Genomic DNA, 19,091 nt, shown 5'->3' on the forward strand with positions numbered 1-19,091 from the left:
GGCCGAAAAACTACATTGATTATCAGTACGATAGATTGATCCGCCTGCCTGGGATCTGACAAAGGGACGTACAATGAAACGAGCTGTGGCGATCTGGTCAAGTTACTTTGGCATGGTGTGCTGCAGAGCATAAAGGAGGTGAATAACCGAATTTGATGCGTACAGCTTTATGAGAGATGGAGGTTGGCCCTCCTGCATCGGCGTTCCAGCCGCAGATGCAAAACCACGACACTGTGGCTTCGCTTAAAAGGCGCGGTCATCAGCAAGTGTTGCAAAAGTCCCGGGTTTACGGGGCAGGTGAGTATCCAGAAGGCGAGCGAAAGCGAATCTTCCGATGACGCGTCGAAAATTATTTAGACGTCGCCAAAATCAGGGGCGCGTGCCATCCCTGAGATCAATCCGTGAGGCGCCTAGATTACTGCGCGGATGGCGACCGGCGTTTAGGGGACGCGATCTGGAGACAGGCTCTTGTAGAGAACTGCAGGAACCAGTCGTTGTGATGCCAAGGGAGAAGTTCAAGCGGCGCACACCGCGAGACGAGAGTACCGAAGCACGACACTGGGGCGGATTGGCTCGTAGTAGTGATGAAGGTGCTGTAATGGGACTGGAACGAAGGGGCCGAGGCAAGTGGTTCCGCCCGCATGCAACTGTGATGAGCAGGAGGACATGATGGGTGTAACCGAACGTAAGCAGTACAATATCGACAAGCAAACAGTGATGAAGGCCTACCGATTGGTCAAAGCCAATGCGGGCTCAGCCGGCGTGGATAAGGTATCGTTGGAAGCTTTCGAGAAGAACTTGAAGGGCAACCTTTACAAGGTCTGGAATCGAATGTCTTCTAGCAGCTACTTTCCACCTGCCGTTCGGGCTGTCCCCATTCCCAAGAAGAACGGCGGACAACGCATTCTAGGCGTGCCGACAGTAGCAGATCGCGTGGCGCAGACGGTCGTCAAGCTGCAGATTGAACAAGCACTCGAGGAAATCTTCCTTCCCGATTCCTACGGCTACCGGCCCGGAAAATCCGCGCTGGACGCCGTCGGCGTCACCCGGCAACGGTGTTGGAAGATGGACTGGGTGCTGGAGTTCGACATCAAAGGCCTGTTCGACAATATCAGCCACAAGTTGCTTATGAAGGCCATCAGGAAGCATGTGCAAGACGAATGGGCTCTGCTCTACATCGAACGCTGGCTAATAGCGTCGATGCAAGGCAAAGACGGAGCGATCACCGCTCGCGACCGGGGCACACCCCAAGGCGGCGTGATCAGTCCCGTCCTTGCCAATTTGTTCTTGCATTATGCGTTCGATACATGGATGGCGCGGAACTTCCCGCGGTCACCATGGTGTCGATACGCAGACGACGGGCTCGTTCATTGCCGAACCAAAGCTGAAGCGGAGGCCATCAAGGCGGCGCTGCAAGCAAGGTTTGAGGAATGCGAACTCGAAATGCATCCCGACAAGACCAAGATCGTCTACTGCAAAGACAGCAACCGCCCGGGTAGCCATACCAGTCAGTCGTTTGACTTTCTGGGATTTACCTTTCGACCGCGCAGGGCAAGAAATCATCAGAAGAAAGAAAACTTCTGTACGTTCTCGCCAGCGGCCAGCAGGGCGGCGATGAAGTCTATGCGTATGACGATCCGGCGGCTCCGGCTCAGGCTTCGCTCGCAGACGGAAGTCGACGCAATCGCCTTGGAACTGAATCCCGTCCTTCGTGGATGGATGCAGTACTACGGCAGATATGGGCGGTCAGAAATGCACAACCTGTATCGATACGTCGACGAATCTCTTAACCGCTGGGCGCGACGCAAATAAAAAGGGCTGAAGAATGAAAAAGTCAGAGCCTCCACCTGGCTCAGATTGATCCGCCGCCGCAGGCCAAAGCTGTTTGCTCATTGGGCGAGGTTGAGTTCTGCTTCGGTACTTGTTGAGAGCCGTATGACGTGAGAGCGTCACGTACGGTTCGGAGAGCGGCTCCGGGTGCAACTCCCGGGGCCGACTCACCATGGGTTGGGCATGTCGCTCTATGCTAAGCGCCTGGACCGAGGCAAGTTCATCTGGCCTTCGGCGTCGAACGGCGCGGTATCGATCTCAGCGGCGCAGATGGCCTATATGCTGGAGGGGATCGACTGGCGTAATCCGCAACTGAGCTGGCGACCGCAGAGCGCGGGCTGAGCACAAAATCCCGCAGATCTTGTATTTTTGGGAGTCCCCGCGCGTCCAATTTGTGATTCATTGCGTCGCATGGATGCCGATCGCGACGCTGTTCCGGATGACGTTGCCGCCCTGAGGGAGGCGTTGGCGATCGAGCGCGCGAGGGGGTTGGAGATCGCTGCCGAACTCGCGGTCGCCCGCGCGAAAGCATCGGAAGACGAAGCGCTGATTGCCCAACAGAAGCTGCAGATCGCCAAGCTGAAGCATCAGATCTACGGCCAGCGGTCGGAGCGTTCGTCGCGCCTGATCGAGCAGTTGGCCTTGACGTTCGAAGAGTTGGAAAGTGACGCCACTGAAGACGAGCTGGCGGCAGAGCGCGCTGTGGCCAAGGCGACGACGGTGCGCGGATTTACGCGCAAGCGCGGCGAACGCCAGACGTTCCCTGAGCATTTACCGCGCGAACGAGTGGTGATCGACCCGCCGACAGCTTGCGAGTGCTGTGGCAGCAACCGTCTGCGCAAGCGTGGCGAGGACGTGACCCGGACACTGGAAGTGGTGCCGCGCCAGTGGAAGGTGATCGAGACGGTCCGAGGGAAGTTTTCCTGCCGCGACTGCGAGAAGATCAGCCAGGCCCCGGCGCCGTTCCATGCTGTCGCACGGGGATGGGCCGGCCCGAGCCTGCTGGCCATGATCATGTTCGAGAAGTTCGGCCAACATCAGCCCTTAAACCGCCAGGCTGAGCGCTACGCCCTGGAAGGCGTGCCGATCGCGCTGTCGACCATGGCGGACGCCGTGGGATCGGTCAGTGCGTCGCTGGATCCCCTGCTGCGCCTGGTCGAAGCCCATGTCATGGCGGCCGAGCGCCTGCATGCCGATGATACGACGGTGCCGGTGCTGGCCAAGGGCAAGACCGATACGGCACGCTGCTGGATCTACGTCCGGGACGACCGGCCGTTTGGTGGCGCCGGCCCGCCGGCGGCGATGTTCTACTACTCCCGTGACCGCAGGGGCGAGCATCCTCAGGCGCATCTAGCCCGGTATGCCGGCATCCTGCAGGCCGACGCCTATGACGGGTACAACCAGCTCTATCTGGCGGGACGCCACCCTGGACCGATCCGGGAAGCGGCGTGTTGGGTCCATGCGCGGCGCCCGTTCTTCGCCATGGCCGATATCGAAGAGAATGCGCGTCGCAAGGCCAGCGGCAAGAAGGAGATCCCGCTCTCGCCCATCGCGGTCGAGGTTGTGCGGCGGATCGATGCGCTGTTTGAGATCGAACGCTCCATCAATGGCAGGAGTGCCGAGGAACGCGTTCAGGTTCGGCAGACGCTGAGCCGGCCTCTGGTCGAGGACCTTCAGGTCTATATGCAGGAGCAGCTCGTCAAGTTCTCCCGTGGGCACGACCTGGCCAAGGCGTTCAACTACATCCTGAAGCGATGGGCGAGCTTCACGCGGTTCCTGGAGGACGGACGCGTCTGTCTCTCCAACAACGCCGCCGAGCGAGGATTAAGAGGTATAGCTCTCGGGCGAAAATCCTGGTTGTTCTGCGGCTCTGATCGCGGCGGACGGGCTTCTGACCAGTTGAACGCAATTGTCCCCGCAGCCCGCAGCGATCTCGTTCTCTCACTTGGAGTCATCGATGGGCGCAATGTCTGGCGCTTTAATCTGCCGGCGTTGTTCAACCGCTTGGCGCCCATTGTTGCAAAGCTGGGTCATGACCCTGTTGAGATTGCAGCCTCGTGTTCGTTGCTTCATGTCCCAATCGACCTGGAGCTCGAAAGTGATCTCGATTTCGATGTGAAGAGCCGGCTGGCGTTCTCGGTTCAGAAGATCAAGGAACTCGCAACCTTGGGAAGGGCCCTCGCGTGCAGTCAGACCGATGCATCGCGTCTCCTGGCGGCGTCGGAAGAGACGCGTCGCGAGACCTCGCCCAAAATTCACAATGCGAATGTCGCCTAAGGTGTGGCTTCGATCGACGAGACTATGCGTCGCCGTCGCAGTCCATACGCAACGCGTGCCGCGATCCAGCGCGCGCGTGTCACCTTGCCAGTATTTCAAACGACGACGATCGGATCGTTCGCCCAGACCGCAGAGATCCGAAATGCCCGTGCCTCCCATGCGCGGGGAACGTTGAGTGACGCGCATTATGAAAAGTTTATTAAAGCCAAAACGGCGCAGATGGCAGGAGACATCGGGCTCGACGTGCTCGTGCATGGCGAGTTCGAGCGCAACGACGACATGGTGCAATATTTCGGCGAGCAGCTGTCCGGCTTCGCCTTTACCAAGCACGGCAGGGTTCAGTCCTATAGCTCGCGATACGTCCGTCCGCCGATTCTGTTTGGCGACGTCTCCCGATCGAAGCCGATGACGGTCGACTGATGGCGCTATGCGCAGTCGCTGACGAAGAAGCCGATAAGGCGATGTTGACTGGGCCGGTGACCATTCTGAACTGGTCGTTTGTCCGTGATGACATTTTGCGCAGCGAGGCCTGCCGGCAGATCGCGCTCGCGATCCGAGATGAGGTCGTCGACCTTGAGAACGCCGGAGCGACAATGATCCAGATAGATGAGGCTGCGTTGCGCGAGGGATTGCCGCTACGCAAATCACAGGGGAAGAGCTATCTCGATTGGGCCGTAGATAGCTTTCGCATTTGCTCATCGGGCGTCGCCGACGAAACCCAGATACTCATATGTGCTATTCTGAGTTCAATGACATCATCGATGCTATTGCGGCGATGGATGCCGAGGTCATTTCGATTGAGTCGTCTAGGTCAAAGATGGAGCTGCTAGACGCGTTCAAAAGTGACAAATATCCAAATGAGATTGGGCCCGGCGTCTATGACATCCATTCGCCGCGCGTTCCGGATGCGGCCGAGATGAAGAATCTCGTGATGTTGGTCCGCCAGCAGCTCTCTGACAAGCAGCTTTGGATCAGTCCCGATTGCGGCCTGAAAACCCGAAAGTGGGAGGAGGTGCGTCCTGCGTTGATCAATATGGTCGCAGCTGCCCGTGAGCTTCGAGCGGCGTCCTGGTCGCGCGGAGATCGTCACCGTTAATCTCCCATTCATGAGAACGCCGCGCGTTTTGCAGTCATTGCACCGCATTCCGCAATCATGCCGTTTCGTTCGGCTGCATGCTAACGCCAGATGGGGCATCACGGCTTGGACCAAGGCCGAATACGACTATGCCGGCGCTGGACCACAAGGCGGCTCCGGAAGAGGCGCTGGCCGAAGTAGGGCAGGCCGGAGAACTTCAATACCGACCTAGCAACCCGTCCATGCGCTCCCGATTGACCTGAAGCATCTCATTCTTCAGTGTCGCTCATTCGCCGCGAGCCCAGGAACGAACTGTCGGTGAACAGATTGTCGATGCGCCGACTCAAGGCAAGATTATGGTCGACCGGCCGTTGCGTGAAACGCCCGTGCGTTTGTGCCAGCGCAGTTGCTTCTTCCAGACATAGACCTGGTCGGGTGAACCTCATAGCGCTGGGCCAGATCGGCTACCGTGGTTTGCTCCGCCAGTGCGACGTTGCTTTCGGCGCCAGAGTCGATCATTCATCTCGTCTTCATCGTCATAGTGCTCTCCGTCCATGAAGCGGAGCGGCCCTTTTTCCGACTTGGTCTCCGGCTCCAAAATCGAAGCAATTTGAACGGCGCCATTATGCGATGCGCGGAGCGCTATCGCCGGATACGGGGCAGGATGCGCGTGAAGTTAAACGCCGTCGTCGGCCAACCTAACCTACGAGGCGGATTACGTCTGATTTGTGATCGCTCGACGCGCTGCCTGAGACCGGCTTGGGGGCATCCCGGCTAAGGCGCTTGCTCCGCCCACAAGGCGCATTCGCTGCGAGCCCAGTTCGATCAGAATAGCGGCGTAATAGTGGTGCCTCGACTTCGCGCGCGCGGATTCTGACGGGATATCCGTCGCCTCGCGGCCAGGATGATCTCTGCACCGGAGCCCGCTACGTACGTTGGACGACGTGTTGCGTTCAGTCGAAGAAAACTCGACGTCGGAGTTGTAATGAGATATGCGGATTGTCGGAAAGCACACGCGCAATGTTCGGAAGCTGCCAAGCAGTCGGAAAATGCGGAGGTTGGGCCGCTAAGCCGTCGAGCTGTTTTGCTCCATCGTCGTGGCCCAAATCCTGCATCGCGTTCGCGGTCGAGGCGGTGGGATCGGAGGAGCGCTTGAGTCTTGATCTAGCAAATGGCGATCCGGCATCGGCGAGGAACGTGAACTGCCCGTTTCACGCCGATAAAGCCGGCCGGCAGCCGGGGGGAGCGGAAGATCCTGTTGCTGACGGGGGCATCGCGTGGCATCGGTCACGCCACTGCCAAGCTGTTTTCGGAAGCTGGTTGGCGCATCATTTCTTGCGCGCGCCAACCTTTCGACGACAGTCGGTGCCCATGGGACTCGGGAACCGACGATCATATCCAAGTCGATCTTAGTGATCATCGAATGCTGCCGCGCACAATCGCTCAAATCAAACAGCGCCTCGCAGGCGCGTCCTTGCATGCATTGATCAACAATGCCGGCGTTTCGCCGAAAGCGCAGAATGGCGCGCGGCTGACATCGCTGACGACGTCGATCGAGACGTGGATGAGTGTGTTCCATCTCAATCTGCTAGCTCCGATCCTGCTTGCGCAGGGATTTTTTGGCGAGCTAAAAGCCGCGTCAGGCTCAATTGTCAACGTGACCTCAATCGCTGGCTCGCGGGTGCACCCGTTTGCTGGCAGCGCTTATGCGACTTCTAAGGCGGCGCTCGCGTGTCTTACACGCGAAATGGCACATGATTACGCGCCGCATGGCATCCGCGTGAACGCAATCGCACCCGGAGAAATCAAGACGGGCATGTTGTCACCGGAAACGGAAGCACGTGTTGTGCCAAATATCCCATTGAGCCGAGTTGGCACGCCGGAAGAGGTCGCGAAGGTACTCTTTTTCTTATGCTCGGATGCCGCAAGTTATATCACGGGCAGCGAGGTGCCGATCAATGGGGGCCAACATCTATAGTCGGCCAAGAGCAATCGCACTTCGAGTTGTCTCATTTGAACGCATGTCCTCAGTCGAATCCGACGCGATAACTGCGCGAGGGTAAGAGTGATAAAAGCGAGGCACGACAAGTTTACCGCCATCTATGAAAATCTGCGATACGTTGTCATCTCGTCGACTTGGATTAGAGCGAGAAGACATGCAACACGAATCTCGTAAAGTCGAACAAGGTGCCAGGGAGGACGATCACGCCAATGGAGACCTCCTTATGCTGCATGTTGCTTCCGCACGCGCAAGACCTGCCTCACAATCGGAGACCGACCGCGAGGTGTTGATAGAGCCGTTGTGCGAGAGCGCGCTGGCCGGCATACTCGAAATTTCGAAAGTGCTTACCGCGCCCTGCCGTCTAGAAGTCGCGTTGGCCAAGGTAGTCGATGTTCTGCAATCGTTTGTGCAGATGCGGCACGGCGTCGTCTCACTCTTCGATGATGATGGAACGCCGAACATGACCGTCGGCGGCGGCTGGAGCGATGGCAGTGACGAGCGTTACCGAATGCGTTTGCCGCTGAAGGCAATCGAACACATTGTGGCGACGGACACCTCGCTCGTTGCCGAAAACGTAACAGTGGAGCCGACCTTTACATCCGCGGACATTGATGTGCTCGGCGCGTCCGATAATATACCAGTGTCGTTCATCGGCGTTCCCATTCGCATTGACGCGAAGGTCGTTGGCACGCTGACGATCGACCGCATCGTGGACCACAGGTCGAGTATTCGGCTCGATGATGACCTTCGGCTTCTCACCATGATTGCCAATCTAGTGGGCCAGACAGTTAAACTGCACCGCTTTTTCACCTGCAACCGCGAGCGGCTGATGGCGGAGAAGGACGGGCTGCAAAAGCAATTGCACGAGCTTAAGCAACCTGCGAGGGAGCGTAAGAAAGTTCGTATCCAGGGCATCATCGGCGATAGCCCCGCATTGCGCGCCCTGCTTGAGAAAATCGCGGTGGTCGCCAAATCGAACAGCACAGTGCTGCTGCGCGGCGAATCCGGTACGGGCAAGGAGCTGGTTGCCAAGGCCATTCACGAGCTGTCATCACGCGCAAAGCGGCCTTTTATCAAGCTCAATTGCGCTGCGCTCTCCGAGACAGTGCTGGAATCGGAACTATTCGGTCATGAGAAAGGTGCGTTTACCAGCGCATTTAGTTCGCGCAAGGGGCGCTTTGAACTTGCTGACAAAGGAACTCTCTTTCTTGATGAAATCGGCGAAATCTCAGCCTCGTTCCAGGCAAAGTTGCTGAGAGTCCTGCAAGAACAGGAGTTTGAGCGCGTCGGTAGCAACCAGACAATGAGGGTCGACGTTCGTGTCATCGCCGCGACCAACAAGAACCTTGAAGAGGCTGTGGCACGAAACGAGTTTCGTGCGGACCTTTATTATCGCATCAGCGTGGTTCCCTTGCTGATTCCGCCGCTTCGCGAAAGGCGCGGGGATATTTCGCTTCTCGCTGGCGAGTTTCTCAAAAGTTTCAACAGTGAGAATGGACGTACGCTGACCTTCGATGCGAGCGCGATTGAGGTGCTTATGAACTGCGGCTTCCCCGGAAATGTCCGCGAGCTTGAAAATTGCGTCGAACGTACCGCGACGATGGCGCCGGGACCGTCAATCGTCAAAGACGATTTTGCGTGCTGTCAGGAACAATGCCTTCCATCGAAGCTATGGAAGAGCACGCCGGACGAGACAAAGCTCCTACCGAGACTAAATGTACCGGTTGGCGTTAAGCCCGTCACGCAGCCGACTGAAGCTGCTGCTCCGGTCCCGCCCTTCGGCAGCGAGCAGGCTCCGCTTGCACCTGCCGGGACAGCTCCCCTAGGTGGTCCGAAGATGGCCGATCGCGAGCGTGTCATTGCGGCAATGGAAAGGTCCGGCTGGGTACAGGCAAAGGCAGCGCGCCTGCTTGGAGTCACGCCACGTCAGATCGGCTACGCGCTGAGGAAATACGGGATCGAGATCAAGCGTTTCTGAAGGACTGCCGGGCTCTCGGCGCGCCGGAAGGGCGAGCCTTGCGTGCAGCGCGATCGCTGTTACAAACAAGCGGTGAGGTTTCGCGGACTCTGGATCCATCACCATCGGATGCGGTCCTCGCGTTGACTCCGGTGCGGCCGTGATCGACAACAGCACGTCGCCAGCAGTCACCGCGCTCAAGCAAGAGAGAAAATGGCCGGTCCGGTGAAAAGTCGACTTGGCGGCCGCGGCCCGAAAGCATTTTAATGTAAACTGGCCGATTGCTTACGTGCTCGTGGACCTGCAACCGGTGCTGCGGAGAGGAGATCTTGGCGGTCAACTCAAAAAAAGCGCATCGCGCATCGTCAGTGCCCTCCTTATGTCTAGATAGACAGCCTGACGGCCAATGTCGCAGTCGCGACGAATGTCGGAAGTCTGCCGCGGTGAAACGTCGGGATACGACCATCAGGTTGTATAAGCCCTTCTACTAGGCGTCTGCCTTTTAAGACCGACGCAATGGTACGACATTTGCTGCGCTTCTCCAGTTGCTGCAATATCTGGAGAAGTAAATGCACATCGTCGTCTGCATCAAGCAGGTTCCCGATTCCGCGCAGATCCGCGTGCACCCCGTGACCAACACCATCATGCGTCAGGGTGTGCCGACCATCATCAATCCATACGATCTCTTCGCGCTCGAGGCAGCGCTGGAATTGCGCGATCGGTTTGGCGGCGAAATCACCGTGCTTACAATGGGGCCAATGTCGGCTGAAGGCTCTTTACGCAAGGCGCTGACGTTCGGCGCCGATCGAGCAGTTCTGCTCACTGACCGCTGTTTTGCTGGCTCCGATACTTTGGCAACAACCTACGCATTGGCAGCTGCGATCCGAAAAGTTGGCAAGGAGTATCGACCGCCAGATCTCATCTTTACCGGCAAGCAAACCATCGACGGCGACACCGCGCAAGTGGGACCCGGCATTGCGAAGCGGCTTGGCATGCTGCAGCTGACCTACGTTGCCAAGATCAAAGCACTGGATCTGACCGCGGGCACATTTGAAGCGGAACGGCGCGCCGAAGGCGGTGTCCAGGTTCTGCTTACCAGGCTGCCTTGTCTCATTACCATGCTTGAGGGCACTAACCAGATTCGCCGCGGCGCCATGGCGGATGCGCTACGAGCCGCCCGCGCGCCAATCGTGAAATGGAACGCACAGGACGCGGGCGTTGAGGACCTTTCCAAATGCGGTCTTAAGGGCTCGCCGACCGTGGTCAAGCAGGTCTTCGCTCCCTCGGCGCGCGCTGAGAAAGCGGCTCTGGTGGAGGCTCCCGAGCAGCCGGCGCAGGCATTGATCGAGGCGATCTTCAAGCACGAGCCTAAGCTTGAAGCGGACCTTGCCGCACTGGTCCGCGAGTAATCTCGGCCGCTTTGCGGGGGGCAGGCAAGCGCGTCGCTGCGCAACTCCGAGGTTCTAACTGCTGTTGGCAAAAACTCGATGGCAGGGCCGCGGCAAGCGCGGTCCCGACAAGAGGAAGTTCCCCGCGCGGGCCTTACGTTTTCATAGCTTTGGCCGGTCTGGATGGATCTCGTCATACGGAATGGGCGGTCAAGCCCGATGCGTGAGGTTGCAGATGGCAAAGTCAGACGGCTGAAGCCCGTATCGGCCAATGCGCAGGAAAATAAAGCGCGCCCTCGTTTAGGCCCATCCGCCAAGACTTGGTTCTGAATGAAGAACATCGTCGAATGGGGTTCGAACGCTGCTATAGTCACCTCGCAGCTTCAGCTCCTTGAAGATTTGCGGCAAGGAGAATCACCGGCGACAAAGCGCTTGCCGAACTCTCTGACGAGCCTGGATCAGACGAATGGCAACGCGAACGTGTGCTGGCTGATGCTTGAGGCGGGCACCGCGAATATGTCAATGGACATGCTTAGCCGGATGCTCCAGGAACTGAGCATCAGACGTATCCCCGAGCTCTTTCACGATCCGTATGTAGCTGTTGTTGCGCCAAATCGCGGATCTCCTCTCTCGTGGTCGCTGGGTATTCTTCAAGGAGCTTGGAAGGCGGGAGCGACGGCCGGGCCTGCGTGCCCAAAACGGCGGCCCGGGCTCGAGCGTCGCTTTCAAATCGCTGAACTGCGTCGCCGCTACTTCTGCCGTGGCTCGTCATCACTTGAGGAAAGCGCAAGATGAGGCAAGGTCAATTCACCTTTGCCTTCGGCAAGGCAGGTTTGGAATTTTTGTGCGGCGGCACTCAGAACTGGAACCTTTAATGCCGTTTCGTTCGCTAATCGCACGCCGCAATCAATATCCTTTTTGTTGGCGTTTCTGATCGATATTGCCAAAGCATCTGGCTTTTCGTCCAACAAAAAGGCTGCGAAGTTTCGGAATACTCCGCTGTTGGTCGCGCCGCGACTGACCAAAGAGCGTAAGATTGCAAGATCAACGTCAATGGCAAGCTGGCAAGCTTCGGCTGCCACCGCCGCTATACCCATCGTCATGCTATTATAGACAAGTTTGAGCTTATGGCCCTGTCCAATATTACCCACATGGACGATGTTCTCGCAAAATGCGCTAAGGACACGAGCCGCGATAGGAAACGTGCTCTCATCCGATCCGACGATGGCGTTGAGACGCCCTTGCTCTGCTTGTTGAGGGCTTCGTGTTACGGGGGCATCTATGAAGTGCAAGGCATGCTTTTTGGCATGTTCGGCTAGAGTGAGGGTTGAAGCAGGATAGGACGTGGTGCAGTCAAGTACTAAACTCTGTCGGGGTAAATGTGCAAATAGCCCATGTTGCCCAAGGCAGACTTCCTCGACCTCGCAACTTGAGGGCAGGGATAAAACGACAGCACTTACATGCCGGGCCAATTCAGAAAATGAGGTGTGCTCATGAGCACCCATGCCAGTCAAGCGTTCCGCGCCAGCACCGGTTCTGTTGACTTTGATATGTAGTTCACTGCCATGACGCAAAAGACTGAGTCCTATGCCTGTTCCCTTGCGCCCTGCGCCGATTAGGCCGAGTCTTTGCCCGGCTGCGCCAGGCATTGCAGTTGACGAAGTTTCAGTCATGCTCTGCGTCGTTATGAGTGTTGAAAAAGGCCGCGCTCCTGCAGAATGGGCAGCAGCTTATGATGGTCCTCAATGAGGTAATCCGGCTGCGCCGCTCGCAGGCGCGTCTCGGAGACAAATCCGCCCGTAATCGCTACGCTGACCAAGCCAAGATCGCGTGCAATATCCGTTTCGACCGGCATGTCCCCGACGATGAAAGTTGAGCTGGGGTTCAGATCGTTTGCCCGCATATACAGACGAAGCCGCTCGCCCTTGCTCATGCTTTTAAATTGAGTAGCGCGACTTTCAAAGGCCAGAACCTTCGCGACACAATCTTCGATTCTATGTCTTCGTAATTGGGTAATAAGGGGCTCGACGATATGGTTACTGACAATAATGCTGGAAACGTCTTGTTGGCGCGCCGTTTCCAAAATGCGACGCGCGCCTTCTCGCAGCTCGGCTTTGCTCGCCAGCGGTTCGTAGGTGTCGTGAAAAATCGCGCTGTCATGGCTATCCACCGTTTCGAGTTCTCTCTCCGACATTCCTAGATTGCGGAAAAAAAGGGAAAGTGGAACATCGAAATGATCTCGAAGAGTTTGCATATCGATGGCAGCCCGGCCCAAGCGGTCCAAAATGGTGTTTGTCGTTTGTAGCAAGGCGTCCGTGTCGTCGAGGAGGGTGCCGTTCCAATCGAATACAAGAGCAGGTTTCATCATGGCCTCATGCTGCAGACGTTTTCGTTAAGGTGAGATCAGCGGTCAATCTATTCAAATTCTCGTCCGCGCGTTTTTGCCCGCCAGGGGTTGGCATCTCGAATGTAAACGCAGAAAGATCGATTTCGTCATGGCCCTGCGGCAGCAAGGAAAGCAGATTGTCAAAGGGGAGATAAGTCACAGTAGCAGCGTTCATCGATAGAGCAGTTTTGCGTTCGATCACCCGGAGCGTTTCCGGCGCGATCCTATGGAAGCGCAGGCTATCCTGCCGAATATCGAGTGGCAGGCTTTTCCATATGTGCCAGAACGCTAGCTCATCTATGGTCTCGATACCGATGCCGCAGTAATTTGGTGCAACGATCGGCGGCGAACCGATTGCCCAATGCACAGCCTTTGCCCCAGCGGCAAGGAGCATTTCCGTCACTGCGCAGCTTGTATCGCCACGAACAAGGGCTTCATCGGCTATGACCATGATTTTGTCTGTGAGGTCGTTCGTTGCGACGCGGTACTTTTGCCGGATGAGCGATTTTCGCTTGCCAAGAGACCCGATAAGTGTGCGCCGAGAACAGTTTATTGCGATCACTTCGTGCCGTTGGACGAGCGCACTTTGGTATTTGGCGAGCGACGCAAATAGACCGTCGGCATACGGCGTCCCGGTGCGTGGCATGGAAGAAACGATTATGGGAGCTGAGCTTGTTTCGACTGCTAATCGCGACCAGAGAATGCGGCCTAAGGCCAATCCGATGTTATGGCGAGTTGCCGGATGAGAGTGCCCTCGCACCAATGTTCTTGTATTTCCCAGATAAAGCGTCTCGTAGGCGCAAAGCTTGGGGCTGTGTCGAACCTGGCCCACAAAGTTATCAAGGCAGTCTCCCGTTATGCCATTCACATGCTTAATGTGACTAGGCCCGAATTCGTCGAGTCGTCCTTGTAGCCCAGAGAAAGCACTGTTTTCTGAGGCAAAAAGTAGAAAACCATCGTCGGTTTGCATGAATTCCAAAGGCCGCAAACCACTGCGATTGCGGAAGGCAGTTAGATTTCCGAGGCCATCCAACAAGAGTGCGCTGACGGCTCCATCAATACGCTCGTCAATGTCTTGGAGGACGTTCTCGTAATTAACCGGCAGACCGTGCTGCCAGTAATCTCTTTGACAAACGCGCTCGATAAGCTTGAGCAAGAGCTCTGCATTGGTCCTGCTGCTGATGGAATGACCTTCAGCCTGCAGATCCTTCCTAAGTTCATCAGCGTTGACCAAAGCCCCGTTCAAACAAATTGTCAAACGGCGGCAGGCGCTTTTATGATTGTCAAAGGGCTGGAAGTCGGCGTCACTCGTCTGTCTAAGAGAAGGAGCGCGAACGTGTGCAATTGCAATAGCGCTATGCGCCCTGAAATGCGAGCCCTGCTCATTAAAATCAAGCCTTGCGAGTGTGCCTGCTGGCCGGCGCGACTTTATATGTTGAAACTGTTCTTCATGCATAAACGCGGCAACGCCGAACCCCGCCTGTCCGCGGTGTGCAAGCTTTGGCACCATGTGCTTGAGCTGATCGTAGACCGTCCTTTGTGAGCGGCCTGAAGGCAACGGGAATGCGCCTGCAACACCGGACATGCTATGTCTCCTAGTCCCATGATTGTGGATGTCGCCCGTTGCGGGTGGTTGCGTTCAACCGTGTCCAGTGCAGGCACGCCAATGTCTGGAGCCGACATCGAGCGGTGGTTATCCGTCGGCTTGCACGAAGCACATGGTTTGCACCTCAGTAAGCAAGGCTCGTACCAAGGCCTCTTTCGCGCGCATGACGGCTCGCCGAATCTGGCACACGAAGTGTGTGATCCGAGAACGCGTCCGCCAAAAGTCAGCCCTGGTAGCACGGTGATTGATGGGATCGAGTCCGTGTGGTCCTAGAAGCCGCAGCAAAGAGGGTTGTGCGACTGTTGCCGGGGCCGGAATGTCGTTGTCCAATGCTCAAGCGGACAGTCCCAACTGTACGCTGAAAGACGTTCAGTGAACTGGGCGCCCGACCGAGGGGCATCGGGCCGGTTTGCTGATTTGATTCGTGCGCGCTCCGATCTCCTGATGTCACACAGCGAACGGCGCAGTCCGCCGTTGTTGCGGCCCTGAAGCGCTTCATGGCGGCATCAATGCGCAACGTGAGGGCTATCGAAGCGTCAAATAAGGAAGGCGTTTGTGAACGAAGCTCGCAACGACGGAATTAGTTTTCGACGCCCCTATGTGGGTTTTTAGCCGTGTCGTCTTGAAGACGTTCATGTCCGGCCCCTGACATCAGGGCGCAAAATGTTTCCCCGCGCGGTCGCAAAGCACATGATGTTTTGTTTTCCAGCATAGCCGTCTTCCGGCATGTTGATTGCAGGGACGGTGAAGGACGCATTTCAGGAATCGCAATCTCTCGTTGTCACAAGCCAGAGTTCAGATGAAGCCTATCTATTCTATCAAGCAACTCCGTCATTGTTCGAACGTTGGCGGCGCTACGCAGCACACTGGGTGGCATCGCGCGACCGGCCATGTTGCCCACACGGTGGAAATCTCGAAATCATCCAGGATGCCAAGGCCAGCGCGGCAGGCAGTCGCAGATCAGGTGTGCGACAAGCGACCGTTCCGACAGCCAGCGGCATCACGTGGACTACGGAAATGCAGAAGCGCCCTCGGCTCAACTTGTTCGTGCAAGAGCGAAGTAAGCTCCCGGCTAGGTTATCTGATGGGCTCTGATTGGCCGTCATCGTTAAGGCGCAGTACCAGTACATGATGTCGCGCGATATTCGCGAGACGGAAACCACTATGGTGACCAGTATCATGCGCGGTGGCTTCCGCGACAGCAAGATGCTGCGTAGCGAAGTTCTGGCGCTCATCAAGGACTAAACCGTGACCTATGTATTGACGAAAACATTCGGACATGAAGTCGGCCTGTCTGCTACGTTTCGCCAGTGGCGCTCGCCCAATGCCTGGGCCACACAAGACGAAGCGAACGCGCACCCTACGCAACCGCCGCGAGAGTCCCTCCGGCCATGATGCCGCCGACTACCTCAGCACGCGCATCATGGCGAAGGCGCAGAACAGTGCCGAGGTGCCGGTCTCGATCCGGTATCGGCGCGGGCAATCCTATCCGCCGCGAGTTTTTTTGGGAGTTTCGTTCATGTCCGTCGATGACAGGCCTACGCTCAGCGCTCCCGACGACGATCCCTGGCTCTGGCTGGAGGAGATCGAGGGCGTCCGCGCGCTCGATTTCGTCGAGCGGCAGAATTGCCTGACGCTGGAGAAATTCGGCGGCGCGGCGTTCCAGCGCGACCGCGATATCCTCGCGGCTATCTACGATCGTCCTGATAACATTCCCTATGTCGGGCAAAGCGGTGGCCTGCTCCATAACACCTGGAAGGATGCGGAGCATCCGCGTGGCATATGGCGGCGCACGACGCTCGACGAGTTTCGAAAAGCTACGCCAACCTGGGAAACCATCCTCGATGTCGACCAGTTTGCCGCTAGCGAGGCAGAGGACTGGCTGCTGCACGGGACAGCATCCCGGCCCGGCTATACGCGCGTCATGCTGAGCCTGTCGCGCGGCGGCAGCGACGCCGTCACCTTGCGGGAATTCGACCTCGACACGAAAAGCTTCGTCGCGGACGGCTTTACGCTGCCGGAGGCCAAGAGCGGCTTGGACTGGCTCGATGCCGATACGCTGCTGCTGTCGAGCGCGCATGGCGAGGGCATGGCGACGAGCTCGGGATATTCGCGGACCGTTCGCGTGTGGCGGCGCGGCGAGCCTGTCGATCAGGCGCAGGTGATCCTCGAGACCACGGCCGATCACATAGCGATGTCAGGCATGGCCGACGACACGGGACCGGCGCCGCGGGTCTGGATCGTCGACCAGATCGAGTTCTTCAATCATGCGATCTGGCTGCGCGATGCGGCCGGCACGACGACGAAGTTCGATCTTCCGACCGGCATCTGGCCGCAGGCCCATGGCGACTGGTTCGCGATGAAGCTGCGCAAGGACTGGACGGTGCAGGGGCGGACCTATGCCACACCGTGCTCGGCATCTCGCTCTCCGCGTTCCTCGCCGGCAGCCGCGATTTCGCGGTCGTGTTCGAGCCCGGACCGCGACGCGCCCTGCAAGGTCTGTTCTGGGCGGGCGGCAAGCTGGTGCTGTCGATCCTCGACGAGCTCAGGCCGAGCTTTGAGATCTGCACGCCATCAGCCGCGGGCTGGCACCGCGAGACGCTTCCCGGCCTCCCCAAGATCGGCGTCGTCGACATCTGGCCGCTCGATCGCCATCCGTCCGAGAGCAATGGCGATTTGCTCGCCAATGTGCAGGATCCGCTCACGCCGCCGTCGCTGCTGTTGATCGCACGCGGTGTCGCAAGCCCGACCGTGCTGAAGCAGGCGCCGAAGACGTTCACTGCCGACGGCCTCGTGGTCACACAGCACGAGGCGATCTCGATCGACGGCGAGCGCATTCCCTATGTCCAGACGGGTCCCGCCGGCGAGACCGGCGATGCGCCGGTCTATATGAGCGCCTATGGCGGCTTCGCCCATGCGGTGAAGCCGTACTACAACCCCTCGCTCGGCAAGCTGTGGCTCGAGCGCGGCGGCACCATCGTGCAGGCGAATTTGCGCGGCGGCGGCGAGTTCGGCACGCGCTGGCACGACGCCGGCCGGCTCGCCGGCAAGAAACTCTCGCACGACGATTTCGCGGCCGTTGCCGCCGATCTCGTGCGACGCGGCGTGACGCAGCCAAAGCGGATCGCGGCGCAAGGCGGGTCGAACGGCGGTATCCTCATCACTAAAATGCTGGTGCGGTACCCCGAGCGCTTCGGCGCGCTGTTCTGCACCATCCCGCTGATCGACATGCGCCGCTATACAAAACTGCTCGCGGGCGCGAGCTGGATCGCGGAATATGGCGACCCTGATGAGCCCGAAGAGTGGGAGTGGCTGAAGACCTACTCGGCCTATCACAACGTAAAGGCCGGCCAGTCCTATCCGCAGATCCCGATCGCCACGACACGGCGCGACGACCGCGTTCATCCCGGCCACGCGCGCAAGATGGCCGCAAAGCTGCAGGCGATGGGCTACGAGGCCTGGTTCTACGAGCCCGAAGCAGGCGGCCACGGCTACGGCAAGGACAACAAGGAGCGCGCCGGCTTCGAGGTGATCGGCTTCCGGTTTTTGAAGGACAGGATTGGGTGGAAGGACGGCGAGGTGTAGCAGCGTGCTCGGGTTGCGGTCTCGACGCTTTGACTGCATGATTGCATGACGATGTGAGGCAGGCACCGCTCTCTCATTCCCTCCCCCCTTGTGGGGGAGAGGCGGAGACCAACTACCTTCGCATCGTCTAACGCCATGCCGCAAAATCGGTCAACGCCTGCGGATCGTTGGCGGGATAGAGGCCGAAGATGCCCCGCGGCCCTTGTTCACTTCCTCGGTGACGAAATCCTCGAACGCGGTCATCTCGAAGGTTTCATTGGCGATTTCGTCGGCGAGATGCGCGGTGATCACGATCCCGCCATCGGCATCGCCGAGAATGACGTCGCCTGGAAAAACCAGCGCGTCGCCGCAGCCGATCGGGGACGTTGATCTCGATCGCGTGGTGCAGCGTCATGTTGCTCGGCGCGCTCGGGTGGTGGTGGAGGGGGGAAGCCGAGTCTAGCGATCTCGGCGGAGTCGTGAAAGCTGCCATCGGTAACGACGCCGGCAACGCCGCGCTCCATCAGCCGCGTGCGCGCGGTCGCGGAATACCTCGATGGTGTTGAGGTCCTCGCGTGCCGGCATGTAGCGCAGCGTGAAGGCCTCGCCGACGAGGCAGCTATTGCTTCGAATTGAACAAGTTGTCTGGTTGGCGCTCGAAGCACTCGGTTTCACGGTCCGGTTCATTCTTTGCCGGGTGCGCTTGGGCGAGCGAGACGCGATGCGTGAAGCTGGTCGAACAATTGGCCGCAGGCTTCGCGGCCGATACCGCCAGGACGCACCGTACTAGGCCTGCTATTCTAATGAACGCAGGCGCTGCATAGCGGCCACCTTCACAGACTGATGAATGTTCAGATGATTTGAGACTGATTAGGCGGGCTGCGAAGGGGGGCTCTGGCTCATCAGGGGTTAGAGTTTAAGCGGCCTGCAGTCGATGCTGCAAGCGACGATTTGCGATGGTGTCGTGCTTGATGCGCTGACGTTCGGCCAGGATTGTCTCGGCTCT

Annotated in this window: 8 protein-coding genes and 5 pseudogenes; 9 read left to right on the forward strand and 4 right to left on the reverse strand. The window is 58.2% G+C overall.

Translation table 11 applies throughout. The annotated features are described in order from the left end of the window. Positions 1-666: 666 nt before the first annotated feature. The 7 genes and pseudogenes from ltrA (at position 667) to AC630_RS43980 (ending at position 11,324) form a co-directional block, all read left to right on the forward strand. A pseudogene (gene ltrA / locus AC630_RS18955) lies at positions 667-1,944 on the forward strand (group II intron reverse transcriptase/maturase). Positions 1,945-1,977: 33 nt separating this feature from the next. Beyond that, positions 1,978-2,172 carry an IS66 family insertion sequence element accessory protein TnpB gene (gene tnpB, locus AC630_RS18960; RefSeq protein ID WP_283808439.1) on the forward strand — a complete coding sequence of 65 codons (195 nt, stop codon included), beginning with the start codon at positions 1,978-1,980 and terminating at the stop codon, positions 2,170-2,172. Positions 2,173-2,241: 69 nt separating this feature from the next. Next, positions 2,242-5,203: pseudogene (gene metE / locus AC630_RS47825) on the forward strand (5-methyltetrahydropteroyltriglutamate--homocysteine S-methyltransferase). A 1,131-nt stretch (positions 5,204-6,334) separates the two neighbouring features. Next, positions 6,335-7,160, forward strand: a pseudogene (locus AC630_RS18980) (SDR family NAD(P)-dependent oxidoreductase). Between the two features lie 178 nt (positions 7,161-7,338). Then, complete coding sequence (gene nifA / locus AC630_RS18985; RefSeq protein WP_074120009.1) at positions 7,339-9,162, forward strand: nif-specific transcriptional activator NifA; 1,824 nt, start codon at positions 7,339-7,341, stop codon at positions 9,160-9,162. Positions 9,163-9,710: 548 nt separating this feature from the next. Then, positions 9,711-10,550: an electron transfer flavoprotein subunit beta/FixA family protein gene (locus AC630_RS18990; RefSeq protein WP_074120010.1), complete on the forward strand. Its 840-nt coding sequence runs from the start codon at positions 9,711-9,713 to the stop codon at positions 10,548-10,550. Positions 10,551-10,859: 309 nt separating this feature from the next. Beyond that, a complete protein-coding gene (locus AC630_RS43980; RefSeq protein ID WP_143198150.1) occupies positions 10,860-11,324 on the forward strand; it encodes a hypothetical protein in 465 nt (154 codons plus the stop codon). On the opposite strand, the gene AC630_RS18995 is transcribed toward AC630_RS43980, so the two are convergent. The 3 genes from AC630_RS18995 to AC630_RS19005 are packed head-to-tail and all read right to left on the reverse strand — an operon-like array spanning position 11,279 to position 14,500. Next, complete coding sequence (locus AC630_RS18995) at positions 11,279-12,202, reverse strand: NAD(P)-dependent oxidoreductase (protein WP_074120011.1); 924 nt, start codon at positions 12,200-12,202, stop codon at positions 11,279-11,281. The two genes, AC630_RS43980 and AC630_RS18995, sit on opposite strands and share 46 nt — an antisense overlap. A gap of 11 nt (positions 12,203-12,213) precedes the next feature. Continuing rightward, positions 12,214-12,894, reverse strand: a complete 681-nt coding sequence (locus AC630_RS19000; RefSeq protein WP_074120012.1) for an HAD family hydrolase — start codon at positions 12,892-12,894, stop codon at positions 12,214-12,216. A gap of 7 nt (positions 12,895-12,901) precedes the next feature. Then, the gene (locus AC630_RS19005; protein WP_245330452.1) at positions 12,902-14,500 is read right to left on the reverse strand and encodes an amidophosphoribosyltransferase; all 1,599 of its coding nucleotides are present in this window, start codon (positions 14,498-14,500) and stop codon (positions 12,902-12,904) included. Between the two features lie 1,116 nt (positions 14,501-15,616). Here AC630_RS19005 and AC630_RS19010 point away from each other — a divergent pair. Both AC630_RS19010 and AC630_RS19015 read left to right on the forward strand, forming a co-directional pair. Continuing rightward, positions 15,617-15,766 carry a GTP cyclohydrolase I gene (locus tag AC630_RS19010; RefSeq protein WP_084804115.1) on the forward strand — a complete coding sequence of 50 codons (150 nt, stop codon included), beginning with the start codon at positions 15,617-15,619 and terminating at the stop codon, positions 15,764-15,766. 274 nt (positions 15,767-16,040) lie between these two features. Beyond that, positions 16,041-18,106, forward strand: a pseudogene (locus AC630_RS19015) (prolyl oligopeptidase family serine peptidase). A 127-nt stretch (positions 18,107-18,233) separates the two neighbouring features. Here the strand turns inward: AC630_RS19015 and AC630_RS19020 are convergent. Then, positions 18,234-18,772: pseudogene (locus tag AC630_RS19020) on the reverse strand (RraA family protein). Positions 18,773-19,091: the final 319 nt, after the last annotated feature.

Source organism: Bradyrhizobium sp. AS23.2 (assembly GCF_001908185.1).
Lineage (GTDB): Bacteria > Pseudomonadota > Alphaproteobacteria > Rhizobiales > Xanthobacteraceae > Bradyrhizobium.

Coding starts and splice junctions, on each gene's coding strand:
- nifA (WP_074120009.1), top strand. CDS start 7,339: ATGCAACACGAATCTCGTAAAGTCGAACAAGGTGCCAGGGAGGACGAT.
- AC630_RS18990 (WP_074120010.1), top strand. CDS start 9,711: ATGCACATCGTCGTCTGCATCAAGCAGGTTCCCGATTCCGCGCAGATC.
- AC630_RS43980 (WP_143198150.1), top strand. CDS start 10,860: ATGAAGAACATCGTCGAATGGGGTTCGAACGCTGCTATAGTCACCTCG.
- AC630_RS18995 (WP_074120011.1), bottom strand. CDS start 12,202: ATGACTGAAACTTCGTCAACTGCAATGCCTGGCGCAGCCGGGCAAAGA.
- AC630_RS19000 (WP_074120012.1), bottom strand. CDS start 12,894: ATGAAACCTGCTCTTGTATTCGATTGGAACGGCACCCTCCTCGACGAC.
- AC630_RS19005 (WP_245330452.1), bottom strand. CDS start 14,500: ATGTCCGGTGTTGCAGGCGCATTCCCGTTGCCTTCAGGCCGCTCACAA.